At 71.5% G+C, this 15,128-nt stretch carries 11 protein-coding genes; 7 read left to right on the top strand and 4 right to left on the bottom strand.

The window, feature by feature from the left end; translation table 11 throughout:
- A partial coding sequence (locus VHA72_RS06105) for a haloacid dehalogenase-like hydrolase (RefSeq protein WP_325573555.1) occupies positions 1 to 938 on the bottom strand: 938 nt, incomplete at its 3' end.
- A 43-nt stretch (positions 939 to 981) separates the two neighbouring features.
- Here VHA72_RS06105 and lepB point away from each other — a divergent pair.
- Complete coding sequence (gene lepB, locus VHA72_RS06100; RefSeq protein WP_325573554.1) at positions 982 to 1,698, top strand: signal peptidase I; 717 nt, start codon at positions 982 to 984, stop codon at positions 1,696 to 1,698.
- A gap of 63 nt (positions 1,699 to 1,761) precedes the next feature.
- Here the strand turns inward: lepB and VHA72_RS06095 are convergent, their stop codons facing one another.
- Genes VHA72_RS06095 through VHA72_RS06085 form a run of 3 tightly spaced genes read right to left on the bottom strand, consistent with a single transcriptional unit; the run spans position 1,762 to position 5,068 of the window.
- Positions 1,762 to 2,814 carry an RDD family protein gene (locus tag VHA72_RS06095; RefSeq protein WP_325573553.1) on the bottom strand — a complete coding sequence of 351 codons (1,053 nt, stop codon included), beginning with the start codon at positions 2,812 to 2,814 and terminating at the stop codon, positions 1,762 to 1,764.
- Positions 2,811 to 4,250, bottom strand: a complete 1,440-nt coding sequence (locus VHA72_RS06090; RefSeq protein ID WP_325573552.1) for an FHA domain-containing protein — start codon at positions 4,248 to 4,250, stop codon at positions 2,811 to 2,813. The genes VHA72_RS06095 and VHA72_RS06090 overlap by 4 nt, the downstream gene beginning before the upstream one ends.
- On the bottom strand, positions 4,247 to 5,068 hold the full coding sequence (locus tag VHA72_RS06085; RefSeq protein WP_325573551.1) for a PP2C family protein-serine/threonine phosphatase: 822 nt from the start codon (positions 5,066 to 5,068) through the stop codon (positions 4,247 to 4,249). Before VHA72_RS06085 ends, VHA72_RS06090 begins: the two co-directional genes overlap by 4 nt.
- 24 nt (positions 5,069 to 5,092) lie before the next feature.
- Between VHA72_RS06085 and VHA72_RS06080 the strand changes: the two genes are divergently transcribed.
- The 6 genes from VHA72_RS06080 to casB all read left to right on the top strand — a co-directional run.
- Positions 5,093 to 7,312 (top strand): helicase-associated domain-containing protein, encoded by a 2,220-nt coding sequence (locus tag VHA72_RS06080; protein ID WP_325573550.1) that lies wholly within the window; start codon positions 5,093 to 5,095, stop codon positions 7,310 to 7,312.
- The gene (locus tag VHA72_RS06075; protein WP_325573549.1) at positions 7,309 to 8,964 is read left to right on the top strand and encodes a DNA repair helicase XPB; all 1,656 of its coding nucleotides are present in this window, start codon (positions 7,309 to 7,311) and stop codon (positions 8,962 to 8,964) included. Before VHA72_RS06080 ends, VHA72_RS06075 begins: the two co-directional genes overlap by 4 nt.
- A gap of 144 nt (positions 8,965 to 9,108) precedes the next feature.
- Positions 9,109 to 9,675, top strand: coding sequence for a hypothetical protein (locus VHA72_RS06070; RefSeq protein WP_325573548.1), 567 nt, complete (start codon positions 9,109 to 9,111; stop codon positions 9,673 to 9,675).
- Between the two features lie 226 nt (positions 9,676 to 9,901).
- Positions 9,902 to 12,700 carry a CRISPR-associated helicase Cas3' gene (gene cas3, locus VHA72_RS06065; RefSeq protein ID WP_325573547.1) on the top strand — a complete coding sequence of 933 codons (2,799 nt, stop codon included), beginning with the start codon at positions 9,902 to 9,904 and terminating at the stop codon, positions 12,698 to 12,700.
- Between the two features lie 232 nt (positions 12,701 to 12,932).
- On the top strand, positions 12,933 to 14,528 hold the full coding sequence (gene casA, locus VHA72_RS06060; protein ID WP_325573546.1) for a type I-E CRISPR-associated protein Cse1/CasA: 1,596 nt from the start codon (positions 12,933 to 12,935) through the stop codon (positions 14,526 to 14,528).
- Positions 14,525 to 15,128 (top strand): type I-E CRISPR-associated protein Cse2/CasB (gene casB / locus VHA72_RS06055; protein ID WP_325573545.1); only part of this gene is annotated, 604 nt, incomplete at its 3' end. The genes casA and casB, both read left to right, overlap by 4 nt.

The following is a 15,128-nucleotide window of genomic DNA, read 5'->3' as shown; positions in this document are numbered from 1 at the left end:
AGCAACGTCTCGATCAGCTCGGCCTTGCAGAAGAAGCAGCGCTGGCCGCCGTTCTCGCGGTAGCCGGCGCGGTCCAGCTCATGCGTCTGCGGCGTCAGCACCTCGACACCGAGGCTCTCGGCGAAGGCCCGCGCAGGGTCGCGCTCGACGAGCGGGAGCGAGTCGGAATAGCCGGTCGCCGCGACCACTCGCTCGGGGCCGAGCGCCCGGACGGCGGCGGCCAGCAGCAGCGCACTGTCCGCACCGCCGGAGAAGGCCACCATCAGGCTGCCTCGCTCCTTGAGGTCGGCCTCGAGGGCCGCCAGCCTCAGCTGCAGGAGATGCTCGGCCAGCCACGCCGGGAACTCCTCGAGCGACTCCAGCACCACATGGGTGCCGGCGGCCTCCAGCTCCTCGCGGCTACAGCCCCCGGTCAGCACGCTCACGCTGGTCACGCCCGCGGCCAGCGCGCCCTCGACGTCGTGCACGTGGTCGCCGACGTACACACTGGCGCCCTCGCGGAGCAGGACATCGGCCTTGCCGACGCCCCACACCTCGCCCTCCAACAGGTCGCTGGCCAGGCCGAGGTGGTCCAGGTGCAGCCGGGCGTTCGCGGTGAACTTGCCGGTCACCACCAGCGCCCGACCCCCGACGTCGCGGACGGCCGCCAGCGCCTCGTGCGCACCGGGCAGCGCCGGGGTGCCGATGACGGCGTGGGCCGGATAGATCTCGCGGAAGCGGTCGACGGCGGCGGGGATCGACTCCGCCGGAAGATACGGCGCCAGCAGGTGGTCCAGTGGCGGCCCGAGCTTGGTCGTCAGTTCCACGACCGGGAGGTCGATCTCCAACTCGGCGCCGAGTGCGACCAGCACGTCGCGGAACCCCGACACGGTGTCGATCAGCGTCATGTCGAGGTCGAAGCCGACCACCAGGGAGGACGGAACCGGAACGCTCGACACGATGGCAGCCTAACGGTGACCAGTCGACGGATAAGGTCCGGTCGTGACCAGTGACAACACGACGCGCTCGGGCCCGGTCAAGGTGCTGCTGGAGACGGTGGTGCTCGTGCTGATCGCCGTCGGCCTGGCCGTGGTGGTCAAGACGTTCTTCGTGCAGGCGTTCTACATCCCTTCGGGGTCGATGGAGCCGGGGCTGAAGGTCAACGACCGCATCCTGGTGGAGAAGCCGTCGTACTGGTTCGGCGGTGGGCCCAGCCGCGGCGACATCGTCGTCTTCAAGGACCCCGGCCACTGGCTCACCGCGGCCGACGACGCGCCGCCCACCGGCGGTCTCTCCTCCGTGCTGGCCAAGATCGGGCTCTATCCGTCGGGTGGTCATCTGGTGAAGCGCGTCATCGGCGTCGCCGGTGACACCGTGTCCTGCTGCGATCACCAGGGCCGGATCAGCGTCAACGGCACGCCGCTGGACGAGACGTCCTACATCGCGCCGCAGAGCGCCTGCGACGGACCGATGGCCGGCTGCAAGGGCTGGAGCGCGACCGTCCCCAAGGGCAGGCTGTTCGTGATGGGCGACAACCGCAGCGAATCGGCCGACAGCTCGTTCCACATGTGTCGCACGGGCGACACGTCCTGCGATCCGAAGAACGCATTCGTGCCCGTCTCCGACGTGGTGGGCAAGGTGGTCGCCTTAGTCTGGCCGGCCGGCCATGCGAAGCTCATCCATCGGCCGGCGGACTTCAAGCACATCGCGGCGCCCTGATCCCGGCGGGCACCTGACGTTGCGCACCGCGACACGCCGATACGGCGTGCGGAAGGTCGGGTGTCAGGACTCGCGGGCCACGCTCATCTCACGGTCGCCGAAGCGCACCCGGTCGCCGGGCAGCAGCGTCGCCGGCTGGCGGGCGGCCAGCGGCTTGGCGACGCCGCCGCGCAGCAGCGTGGAGCCATTGGTCGATCCCCGATCCATCACCACCAGCGAGCCGTCCGGGACCACACTGAACTGGGCGTGCGTCTTGGACAGGGACATGTCGCTGGAGTGCAGCGCGACCACGTGCGCGACCTGCTCGTCGGGACGCGGCTCGGGTCCGCGGCCGACCAGCGCCAGCCCCTCGACGACGAAGCTCTCGCCGGTGTCGAAGGTCACCCGCCAGCGCGGCGGCGCCGCCGTGGGCGCCTGGGCCGCCGGCGGCGACGGGGGTACGACGGGAGCCGGGGTGGGCACCGGAGCCGCGGGCGCGGCCGGGGGCGGCGGGGCCGCCTGGGTCGTCGGCGGCGGAGCGGGCGCCGGGACCGCCGGCGGCGCCGCGACCGGTGTCCCCACCGAGGCCGACGCCGGCTCCGGCTCGGCCGGCATCAGCCGCAGCGCGGTCAGGTTGACCACCCGCTTGGGCGCGGGCTCCTCGACGATCGGCGCCTCGGGCCGGCGGCGTACGTCCACCACGATGGTGCCCGCCACCAGATCGTGCCAGGACCGGCGCAGCCCACTGCCGTCGAGGGTCGCCACCCAGGCCAGGGTGGCGTCGCCGATGCCGAGGGTCGGGTAGCCACCGAGCCCGACCACGAGCTGGCGCACGAACGCCGGCCCCAGCCCGGCAGGCGCGCCGCTGCGGATGCCGACGACCTTGAGGCCGCACAGCGACTTGCCCGGGGTGACGCCGGCCAGGCCGGTCATCAGCACCCCGATCAGCCACACCACCACCGCGACCGCGACGATCGCCGCCACGCCGGCCAGGGTGTGTCCCGGCCGGATCAGGGTCAGATAGGCGACGGCGCCGGCCGCGGCGTACACCACCAGCGAGAACAGCCGGTCGAGCGCCCACGCGTAGAACCGGCGATCCGGGTCGGCCGCCGTCGGTCCCGAGACCGCCGTGCTCACGGCTGGCTGACCCTGATGGTCAGGCCGTCGCCGAGGTCGATGAGGGCGCCCGGCATGAGCTGGACGGGTACGCCGGGGCGCAGCTCCTCCGGGCCGAGACCAGGCTGGACGACGACGGTGCCGTTGGTCGAGCCGAGGTCGGTGACCACCGCGGCGCCATGGTCGACGCCGGACCCCGGGCGCACCTCGACGTGGGTGGAGGAGATCTCCTGGTGCGGGCTCGGCACCGTGACCAGGAGCGGCTGCTCGGCCAGCGAGAACCGTCCCGCTTCCGGAGCGCGGCCGATGATCACCACCCGGTCGACGTCGACGCGCTCGCCGTGGGAGAACTCCAGCTTCGCCACCGGGTACGCCGTCACGGCGGGCGCGGCCGGCTGGCCGGGGATGCCCGGCGGCGGAGTGAGCAGGTCGGGGTCGGGCGCACCGGCGCGGGTCAGGCCGTCGTGGTCGTCCTCGGCCGCGCTGGCCCACGAGGGGGCGGCCGGCGGGGCCGGCGGGACCGGGGGTGCGGGCGGCACCGGGGGCACCGGCGGCAGCCCCACGGCGGGGATCGGCGGAGGCGGCGGGAAGCCGGCGGCGGACGGCGTCGGCGGGGTCCAGGACGGCGGCTGCGCGGCGTGCTCCTCGGCCTGCTCCTCGGGCTCGTCCGGCACCACCGGGATCACCCCGGTCGGCTCGTCGGCCCATGCCTCCGCTGCGGACTCGTCGGCGGCGATGGGGGCGCTGAGCGGGTCGTCGGGGGCCGAGACCCAGGCGGGCACGTCGAGCTCCTCGGACGGCTCGGACGGCTCGGACGGCTCGGACGGCTCGGACGGCTCGGGCACCGCTGCCACCGGCGCAGCGGGCTCCGGCTCGAGCTCCGGCGCTGCGACCGGCTCCGGGAACGGCAGCACTGCGGCGATCGACTCGACCGGGGCCGGCTCGGGCTGGGCCGGCTCGGGCTGGGCCGGGGCCGGCTCGGCGTCGACCGGCGTCAGCGGCGCCGACTTGAAGGACACGGCTGGCGTCTGCTGCGCCAGCTCGGCAGGCGAGACCAGCGCGGCCAACCGGGTCAGGCCTGCGTGCAGTTGCAGCAGCGGGGCGTCGACGTCCTCGAGGACCACCGACGTACCGCTGACGCCCTCCAGCGAGCGCTCCACCCAGGTGGCCGAGGCCGAGCCCTCGACGACCACCTCGCCGGAGTCGGTGGCGAAGGTCGCCTTCGAGGGGCCACGGACCACGATCCGGGTGGTGTCCTCGGTGGCGGAGAGCAGCACGAACCCCGGCAGGGCACGCAGCCCGTCGGAGACCAGGGCGTCGAGTACCTCGTCGAAGCCGGCGCCGTCGTCGACCAAGGCCCACAGCGTGCCTGCGCGGGCCTTCTCCGAGGGCGGCAGAAGCACGGTGGCGTGCTCGCCGACGATGCCGAACCAGGTTCCGGGGCGGTAGGAGATCACGGGAGGACTCCGAGTTTCTGCTCGAGACTCTGCCGTTGGGCGGCAGCGTCGTACGGACTCTCGTCGGCCCATCCCACCACATCCACGACCACGGCCGTCGCGTTGTCGCGTCCCCCGGCCGCCACCGCGGCGTCCACGAGCCGCCGCGCGGTGTCGCGTGCGTCGCCGGACTCGGCCAGGATCGCGGCGATCCGCGCGGCGGTGAGCATCCCGCTGACGCCGTCGGAGCACAGCAGCAGCCGCGCCCCCGGTGGCAGCATCATGTGGAAGAAGTCGGGTACGGCGGCGGCCACCCCGCCCAGCGCCCGGGTGATCACGTGCCGGTCCGGGTGGCGCTCCGCCTCCTCCTCGGTCAGCCGCCCGGCGTCGACCAGCTCCTGGACCAGGCTGTGGTCCACGCTCACCTGGGTGAGCGCGTCCTCGAAGAACCGGTAGATCCGGGAGTCGCCGAGATTCGCCAACAGCCACTGCGGCCCGGCCGGGGCGTCCACGACCAGGGCCACCACCGCCGTGGTGCCGGAGCTGAAGTCGTGGTGGCCACGGGCACGCTGACTGGCGGCGTACTCGGCGATCCGGTCGTCCGCCGCCCGCAGCCCGGTCATGATCGCGTCGATGCCCTCGTCGAGGGTAAAGCGCCGACCGGTGAGACGGCCGAACTCCTGCACCACGATCCCGCTGGCGACGTCGCCGCCGTCGTGTCCGCCCATGCCGTCGGCGACCACGAAGACCGGCGCCTCGGCGAGGTAGGAGTCCTCGTTGACCTCGCGCACCAGCCCGACGTCCGTCGCGGAGCCGTGGTCGACGACGAGGCGCTTCACCCGCGGCCCACTAGCCTGGGTGGGATGGACAGGGGGTATCGCTCGCTCGCCGACCAGGTTCGCTCCTGGCCGGACGACCGGCTCACCCGCTTGCTGCTCGCCCGACCCGATCTCGCCACTCCTGCACCTCTTGACTCGGCCCAGCTCGCCGCGCGCGCAGCGACCCGGTCCTCGCTGGTCCGTGCGCTCGACGGCCTGGACCGGCTCGAGCTCACTGTCCTTGATGCCCTTCTCGCCGCGGGTCAAACCACCGATGTTGAACTCTTGACCATCGTGAACGCCGAGCCCGCCGCGACCCGAGCCGCCCTGAGCCGGCTGCGCGACCTGGCGCTGGCCTGGGACGCCGTCGGCGGCGTGCGTGCGGTGACCGGACTGCGCGAGGTGCTGCCCACCTCCCTGGGCGCCTTCACCGGCCTGCCCGACGTGGACGCGCTGATCGCGCAGGTGTCCCCGGCGGCGCGAGCGATGCTGGAGCACGTCGACGCGGCCGGCGGCGAAGCCTCCCCCGGAGCGGCGCGGCTGACGGTCTCGGTGGCCGACGCGGCCACGCCGGCCGAGGAACTGATCGCGCGGCGGCTGCTGGTCCCGCGCGGCGGCGTGGTCGTCGTACCCGGCGAGGTGGCGGTCGCCCTGCGCGGCGGCCACACCACCGTCGAGCCCGTGACCGGCCCACCGGCGGTGGCGTCCTCTCCGCGCGACCCGGCCCTGGTCGACCGGGCGGCGGCCGGGGCGGCGTTCGAGGCGATCCGCCGGGTGGAGCTGCTGCTCGACGGCTGGGGCGCGACTCCGCCGGCCGCGCTGCGCTCGGGCGGCCTCGGCGTGCGCGACCTGCGTGCCGCCGCGGCCCGGCTGCATGTCGACGAGCCGATCGCGGCGCTGCTCATCGAGGTCGCGGCCGCGGCCGGGCTGTTGACCACCGGCACCGACCACGACGGCAACCTCGCCTGGCTGCCCACCGACGGCTTCGACACCTGGGTGGGGCTGCCGGCCGCGGAGCGCTGGACGGCGCTCGCGCGGGCCTGGTTGGCGATGCCGCGGATGCCCGCCCTGGTCGGCCAGCGCGACACCGCCGGGAAGGTGTGGAACGCGCTCGTGCCCGAGCTCGCCGCGATGACCATGGCCGAGACCCGGCAGATGACGCTGGAGGCGCTCGCCTCGATCCCGGCCGGCGAGGTGCTGGCATCCGGAACCGGCGGAGCGTCGGTGGTCGCCCGGCTGGAGTGGCTGCGGCCGCGCCGGCCCCGCACCCGTGCCGAGCAGGTCGCCTGGACGCTCGCCGAGGCCGGTCGGCTGGGCGTCACCGGGCTGGACGGGCTGGCGTCCTACGTTCGGGTGCTGCTCGCCGGCGACGACCCGGCTCCGGTGCTGGCCGCGCTGCTGCCCACACCGGTGGACCACGTCCTGCTGCAGGCCGACCTCACCGCCGTCGCGCCCGGACCGCTGGAGACGGACCTGGCCCGCCGGCTCGGGCTGGTCGCCGACGTCGAGTCGCGCGGCGGGGCGACCGTCTACCGGTTCACCCCGGCGTCGGTACGGCGCGCGATGGACCTGGGCTGGAGCGCCGTCGAGCTGCACGACTTCGTCGGCTCGGTCTCCCGCACACCGGTGCCCCAGCCGCTGACCTACCTGATCGACGACACCGCACGGACGTTCGGCGTGCTCCGGGTGGGGTACGCCGAGGCGTTCCTGCGCGCCGACGACGAGGCCGCCCTGACCGAACTGCTGCACCATCCCGCCGCCGCGTCGCTGGGGCTGCGGCGGCTGGCACCGACCGTCCTGATCGCGACCACGCCGCTCGACGTGCTCCTTCCCCGGCTGCGCGAGGCAGGCCTGGCCCCGGTCGTGGAGGCGGCCGACGGGTCCCTGCATATCGCCCGGCCCGATGCCCAGCGGGCCCGCACGCCCAAGCGCACCCCATCGGGCCGGGAGGCGGCCCGTGACGCGGCGCGCGCCAGCGCCGTGGTGACCGCCGTACGCGCCGGTGACCGGGCGGCTGCGACCCGACCGGCCACCGCCACGCTCACCCCGAGCGGCTCGCTGGCCGCGCTGCGGGAGGCGATCGACGCCGGCGTCGCGGTCGTCATCGAGTACGTCGACAACCACGGCACTCGCTCCGATCGCGTCGTCGACCCCGTCTCGGTCGACGGCGGCCAGCTGCGAGCCCGCGACCACCGGGCCGGTGAGGTGCGGGTGTTCGCCGTCCACCGGATCACCTCGGTGCGCCCCGTAACATCTGACCAGTGAACGACGGCCCGCTCATCGTCCAATCGGACAAGACCCTGCTCCTCGAGGTCGACCACCCACGGGCCGGCGACGCACGCAAGGCGATCGCGCCGTTCGCGGAGCTGGAGCGCAGCCCCGAGCACGTGCACACCTACCGGCTCACGCCGCTGGGGCTGTGGAACGCACGCGCCGCCGGGCACGACGCCGAGCAGGTGATCGACACCCTGCTGGCCTACTCCCGCTATGCGGTGCCGCACGGGCTGCTGGTCGACATCGCCGAGACGATGGCGCGCTATGGCCGGCTGCGGCTGGAGAAGCACCCGGTCCACGGGCTGGTGCTGGTCAGCACCGACCGGCCGGTGCTGGAGGAGGTGCTGCGCGCCAAGAAGGTCGCCGGCATGCTGGGGGCGCGGCTCGACGACGACACCGTGATCGTGCACGGCTCCGAGCGCGGCAACCTCAAGCAGGCGCTGCTCAAGCTCGGCTGGCCGGCCGAGGACTTCGCCGGGTACGTCGACGGTGAGGCGCACCCGATCGCCCTGGACGAGTCCGAGTGGCGGCTGCGGCCCTATCAGCGCGAAGCGGCCGAGTCGTTCTGGCACGGCGGGTCGGGCGTCGTCGTACTCCCCTGCGGCGCCGGCAAGACGCTGGTCGGCGCGGCCGCGATGGCGCACGCCTCGGCGACCACGCTGATCCTGGTCACCAACACCGTCAGCGCGCGGCAGTGGAAGGACGAGCTGGTGCGCCGCACGTCGCTGACCGAGGACGAGATCGGCGAGTACAGCGGGACGGTGAAGGAGATCCGCCCCGTCACCATCGCGACGTACCAGGTGCTGACCACCAGGCGAAAGGGCGTCTATCCCCACCTGGAATTGCTCGACGCGCGCGACTGGGGCCTGATCGTGTACGACGAGGTGCACCTGCTGCCCGCGCCGATCTTCCGGATGACCGCCGATCTGCAGGCCCGGCGCCGGATCGGGCTGACCGCCACGCTGGTGCGCGAGGACGGCCGCGAGGGCGACGTGTTCTCGCTGATCGGCCCCAAGCGGTACGACGCGCCCTGGAAGGACATCGAGGCACAGGGCTGGATCGCCCCCGCCGACTGCGTCGAGGTACGGGTCACGCTGCCCTCGGCCGATCGGCTGGTCTACGCCACCGCCGAGCCGGAGGAGCGCTACCGGCTGGCATCGTGCGCCCGGGAGAAGGTGGCGGTCGTGGAGCGGCTGGTCGCGGCGCACGCCGGGGCGCCCACCCTGGTGATCGGGCAGTACCTCGAGCAGCTGCACGAGCTCGCCGCCGACCTGGACGCGCCGGTGATCTCCGGCGAGACCCCGGTGCGCGAGCGACAGCGCCTCTTCGAGGCCTTCCGCTCGGGCTCGTTGCGGCTGCTGGTCGTCTCCAAGGTCGCCAACTTCTCCATCGACCTGCCCTCGGCCGAGGTCGCCATCCAGGTGTCCGGCTCCTTCGGCTCCCGGCAGGAGGAGGCCCAGCGCCTCGGCCGGCTGCTGCGCCCCGGGCCCGCCACCGATCCGGCGCAGCGCAAGGTCGCCCACTTCTACACCGTGGTCTCCCGCGACACCGTCGACGCGGACTTCGCCGCCAACCGGCAGCGGTTCCTGGCGGAGCAGGGGTATGCGTACCGGATCGTGGACGCGGACGACCTGGCGGTCTGATTCCCCCGCCAACCGCGAACGGCAGGGAGCAGGTGCGACACCCCACGGCCCAGGGATCCGACACGTCCCAGAAGTCCATGAGTTATCCACAGACCTAACGATGCCTGGGTAGACCGTTGGTGCTCTGAAGACCAGCCTGCGTCCATGCCTCCATCCACTGGTGCCGTCTCGGCTCTCGGTGGCTTCCGATCGCCGTGTCACGTGTTCGTTGATGAAAGCAAGTCCGCCGGATATATCGCCGCCGCCACCTACATCGAAGCCAACAGGGTGGCAGCAGCGCGCCAGGCTATCGCGGGCCTGCGCCTTCCCGGAGCCGAACGGCTGCATTTCATCCACGAGCGAGACGCCCGCCGCAAACAGATCCTCGAGCAACTGCTGACCGCGGGTATCAGAGCCCGGGTCTACATCGCCAGAACGACCAACCAGCCACTTGGCCGCCGAGAGACCCTGACGGCATTGGTGAATGATGCTTTGGAGGCCAACGCCCGGCGGATCGTCTTGGAGCAGGACGATTCGGTGCTTACGGCTGACCGACGTCTTCTGACGCCACTAATACGACGTGCGAACCACGAAGCACAGTTTGAACATGTGCGATCGCGATCCGAGCCGCTTCTATGGCCCAGCGACGCCGTCGCGTGGTGTTGGCAGCGAGGTGGCACCTGGATCGAGCGGTCGCGCCCCCTCGTCGACGTCGTTCAGGTGGTGCTGTAAATGACGCGGGCCCGGCTCGTCCACCGTCCGGAAGACTGCCGGGCCAACTTCGCAGGGCTACTGCCCCTTGCAAGCACCATCATAGCCACTGCGTCGGGCCTCCAGCAGTCAAGCCACATTTCTTGTCATGCGGGTGACAAGAAATTCACACGATCGGCGCTTTGCGAGACGGAGGCCGCTACGGGCGGCGATCATCGGCCTACTCCGACCCGAAAGTGAACGCACCGTGAGTGACGACGACGTGACGTGGAGCGCTGCCGCGCTATCCGTCTGGGGCAAGTCGTCGGGGTATGACGGCGAGCAGTGGATGCCGCTCGCCCAGCACTTGATCGACTCCGCTGACGTCGCGGGTCTGGTATGGGACTGGCTCCCGCTCCACGTCCGCAATCTGATCGATGACGCCTTGCCGGCCGGTGCCCGCAATGGCCGAGCGCTGGTGCGGTGGTTGGCAGGCGTGCACGACATCGGCAAGTGCTCGCCTCCGTTCGCGAGCAAGATGCCCGTCCTGGCCGAGCGGATGCGCGAGCACGGGTTCATCTTCCCTCGTGACACGACCGACTTCGCCAAGGCGCCGCATGGGCTGGTCGGGCAGGTGGTGCTGAGCACGTGGCTGCAGGAGAGTCACGGGTTCGGGCGCGCCGCGGCTACGTCGTACGCCGTCGTCATCGGCGGCCACCACGGGACCCCGCCGTCGGTTCTCAACTTGCGCGCCGCGCATCGCAACCCCGACCTGACTGGCGAGGGCACCTGGGCCGTCGTGCAGGCCGAGATTCTGGACCGGATGACCGCGCGAGTCGGTGCGGCCGACCTGCTCACCGCGTGGTCCCATGCTCCTCTCCCACCGACCGTGCAGGCCGTGCTCACCGGCGCGGTGATCGTCTCGGACTGGCTGGCGAGCAACACCGAGCTGTTCCCCTACGGATCCGAGGATCAGGCCGCCCGGGTCAGCGAGGCCTGGCGCGGCCTCGGCCTGCCCGCGCCGTGGCGGCCGAGCAGACCGCCCACCGATGCTGCCGAGCACCTGGCCGCGCGGTTTCCCCACCTGGCCGGGCTCCGCTCTCGCCCCGTCCAGCAGCTCGCACTCGACGCAGCCCAGGCCGCTGAGTCACCCTCGCTCATGATCGTCGAGGCCGCGATGGGAACAGGAAAGACCGAGGCCGCACTGTTGGCGGCCGAGGTGCTCGCCGCCAGGTTCGGCTGCGGTGGCGTGTACGTCGCACTGCCCACCATGGCCACCTCGGACGCCATGTTCGGCCGCGTCCAGGACTGGATCGAGAACCTGGCCGGCTCCGGCCCCACCAGCACCTATCTGGCGCACGGGAAGGCCGGCCTCAATGATCGGTTCAATCTGGTTCGCCAGCGGCGCGCCGCCTCTGTCTGGGACGAGGATGCTTCACCACAGAAGGTCGAGGCCCAGGTCTTGTCGTGGCTCACCGGCCGCAAGAAGGGCGTTCTCGCCAACATGGTGGTCGGGACCATCGACCAGCTGTTGTTCAGCGCCCTCCAGGCCAAGCACCTGGCGCTGCGACACCTGGCGTTCGCCGGCAAGGTCGTGGTGGTCGACGAGGCACATGCCGCGGACGACTACATGCGGATGTATCTGACGCGCAGCCTGGAATGGCTCGCGGCCTACGGCGTCCCGGTCGTGCTGCTGTCGGCGACGCTGCCCTGGAGCCAGCGGCAGGAACTCGCCGACGCCTACCGGCGAGGGCTCGGCCGCAGCCCGGTCGCGATCACGGCCGACGCACCCTATCCCGGGCTGACCACCGTATCCGCTGCCGGGGTCACTGTCGCATCGCCTTCGGCCGAGCGCGAAGCGTCGCGTCTGATCGAGGTCAGGTGCCTCGACGACGACCTCGACACGCTCGCCGCCACCCTGGAGGGGCTGCTGATCGAGGGCGGCTGCGCCGCGGTCATTCGCAACACCGTCGGGCGCGCCCAGGAGACGGCGCGCTACCTGCGAGATCGTCTGGCCGATGTCGAGATCGTGCTGCATCACTCACGCTTCGTCGCCACCCACCGAGCACGCAAGGAAGCGGCTCTGCGCGAGCAACTGGGGCCCGACGGGTCGAAGCGGGCCGCCCGACAGATCGTGGTCGGCACTCAAGTGCTGGAGCAGTCGCTCGACGTCGACTTCGACGTCATGGTGACCGATGTGGCGCCCGTGGACCTGGTGCTCCAGCGGGTCGGCCGGCTGCACCGTCACGAGCGCGGGAGCGACGAGGCCGGCCGCCCGCCAGCACTACGGACTCCGCGGCTCTTCGTCACCGGGATCGCGGCGTGGCGCCAGGACGGACTGCCCGAGCCGGACCGAGGCTCCCGCGCCGTTTACGGCCTGAGCCGACTGCTGCGCGCCGCCGCTGTGCTCGACCTCGACCCGGTCGAGCCGCGCTCCCTCCGACTGCCCGCGGACATCCGCAGCCTCGTCGAACGCGCCTACGCGGAGGCGATCCCCGGACCAGAAGGCTGGCGGGAGGCGATCGCGGAAGCCGATCGCGACCACTGCCGGAAGGTCGGTGAGCAGCGCCGACGTGCCGACGACTTCCGGATCGCCGCTCTCGACCAGTTGGAGGACGACAACCTCGTCGGATGGCTGGAGTACGGCGGGGCGTCCGAGGCCGACGACGCCCGCTCTCCGGGCGCGAGCCGGGTGCGTGACAGCGAGGACGGGATCGAGGTGATCGTCGTCCAGCGCCGAGCGGACGGGACGGTGGTCTGCCTCGACGTGCCGGGAGGCGAGCACGCCGGTGAGTTGGCGGTTCCGCTGTTCGGACCGCCCGACGACACCATTGCCCGCGCTCTGGCGGCGACGACAGTCCAACTCCCCCAGTCGATGCTCAACGGGAGCGACTTCGACACCACATTGCAGGCGCTGGAGGCGGACGCCCACGAGGGGTGGCAGGAGTCGCACTGGCTCGCCGGCCAGTTGGCGCTGCATCTCGACGACGACTGGACCGCACAGGTCGGTGACTGGCAGGTGTCGTACGACATCGATCTCGGGCTGATGGCGAGGAGGAGCCCATGAGTGCGTCGATACGCTGGGGGCTCCTCGCGAATGCGGGGATGAGCCCTGGATTAGGGCCAGGCGCAGTCTCGCCATGCTCCCTGCGCGTCGCGGGGAAGAGCGTCACGCAGGGAGGCTCCGGTGATCTTAATTGGATTAGTGTAAGGCGTAGTATGCTCCGATGAGTACGGTCCGTACCGTATCCCAGCCACGCACTGACGGGAAGGCGCTCATGACTACGGTTTCGTTTGCTTTGACCACCGAGCCGTGGGTTCGGGTCCGTCGGCACGACAACGCCGTCGTGGAGCTGTCGCTCGTCGACGTGTTCGGCCAGGCACACCAAATCGTCGGCCTTGCCGGCGAGGTGCCGACCCAGGACGTGGCTCTGCTCCGACTCCTGCTGGCGATCATCCGCCGGAGCTTTCCGCAGATGCGTTCGCACGACGACTGGGCGCACGCCTGGAAGACGGGTCGCTTCGACATGGCGCCGATCGAGAGCTATCTGGAACGGCATCGGGACCGGTTCGACCTGTTGCATCCCGAGACGCCGTTCCTTCAGGTCGCCGGGCTGCGGACTGCCAAGGGCGAGATGACAGAGCTGGCTCGGCTGGTGGCCGACGTGCCCGCCGGCCACCAGTACTTCACCACCCGAAGCGGCGCCGCGCTGAAGTCCATGACGTTCGCGGAAGCGGCCCGCTGGATCGTGCATTGCCAGGCCTACGACCCGTCGGGCATCAAGTCCGGGGCCGTCGGAGACGACCGGGTGAAAGGCGGCAAGGGGTATCCGATCGGTATCGCCTGGTGTGGCTGGCTGGGCGCCGTTGTCGTCGAAGGAGCGAACCTGTTCGAGACGCTCATGCTCAACCTGCCGCTCGGGAGGTCGCTACCCGATCCGGAGACCGACGTACCGGTCTGGGAGCGCCCGCCACTCGGTCCCGGCATCGACGATCGACCCGGGGCGCCGTACGGCCCTGTCGATTTGCTGACCTGGCCGAGCCGTCGGATCCGGCTCGGCCACGACGGCGAACGGGCGACCGGCGTCCTGATCGCGAACGGCGACCCGCTCCACCCCCGCAACATGTTTCGGCATGAGTTCATGACCGGCTGGCGGCTGAGCGAGACACAGATGAAGGCTCTGAAGACGTCCGACCCGGTCTTCATGCCACGAGCGCACGTCCCCGACCGGGCGGTCTGGCGCGGCCTGGAGAGCCTGCTCACTCCGACCGACGACACCAAGCGCACCATGGCCGGCCGCTGGATGGAGTGGCTCGCCGAACTGCAGGAGCACGACATCTTGTCCGTGTCGTTCCCGTTGCGGATCCACACCACCGGCATGCAGTACGGCTCGCAGAGCGCTGTCATCGACGACATCACCGACGACGTGCTCCCCCTCCATCTCGCGGTGCTGACAGATCCTCGGCTCGTGGACACCGCCATCGCCGGCGTCCAGGACGTGAGCGCGGCGGTCCAGGTGCTGGGCCAGCTGGCGAGCGAGCTCGTTCAGGCAGCGGGCGGCGACCGCGACCTCGCCGCCGCACATCGCGACGAGGCGCGGGAACAGGGGTACGCCGCACTCGACGCGCCCTATCGGCGTTGGGTCAGTCAACTGGTGGCCGACTCGGACCGTGACATACAAAAGGGCCGGTGGCAGATCCAGGTCCGGCGGGACGTGAGCGAACTCGGCCGCGAGCTTCTCAACAGCGCCAGCCCGGCGTCATGGTCCGGCCTACCCAGCGGCCCCGACCGGCAGCGCCCCATCAACGCGGCGACGGCGGCCAACTGGTTCTACATCAACCTCCGCAAGGCGCTCCCCCTGGCGTACGACGTACCGGAAGGACAGGTGTCATGACCGAGACGACCACGGAGACGGACGACTCGCCGGCCGATCCGCTGGAGAACTTCGTGCACACGCAGTGCGCGAGCCTCTGGCACGGCTACCAGGCCGATCGGGCTAAAGCGGTCGCCGACCTGGCCGAGTTGCGCCGCACCGTTCCGGCCCGCGGCACGCTCAGCCCGGTGTCGTGGGAGTTCTTCGCCCGCGCGCCAGGGCTTCCCGAGCAGCCGTTCGATACCGGGGATGACCCCACTCGCACCGAGCTCGCAGCGGCCGCAACCCTCGCCTTCTACGCGAGCCACCAACAGTCGCGTCGTACGACCTCGATGCACCGACGAGGCCGTGACAACACCCTCGGGGCCGCCGCATTTCGGGCGCACCGGGCGTCGGGCACCGAGGGCGTCGAACGCCGAATGCAGGCACTCCTGCGCTCGCAGAGCATCGACGCGATCCTCGAACACGTGCGGGCGTTGATCAAGCTCCTGCGGGACTACGAGATCCCGTTGGACTACGCCCGGCTCGCCACCGACCTGCGCGCCGCGCAGCACCCCAACGGGCTTCGTGGCGTCCGTGTGCGCTGGAGCCGTGACTTCTATCGCCCCGTCGCCGGACAGG

This window comes from Nocardioides sp., from assembly GCF_035547795.1.
Taxonomy (GTDB): Bacteria; Actinomycetota; Actinomycetes; order Propionibacteriales; family Nocardioidaceae; genus Nocardioides.
Note: the sequence above shows the minus strand (reverse complement) of the source record. Positions and strands in the feature narration are given on the sequence as shown.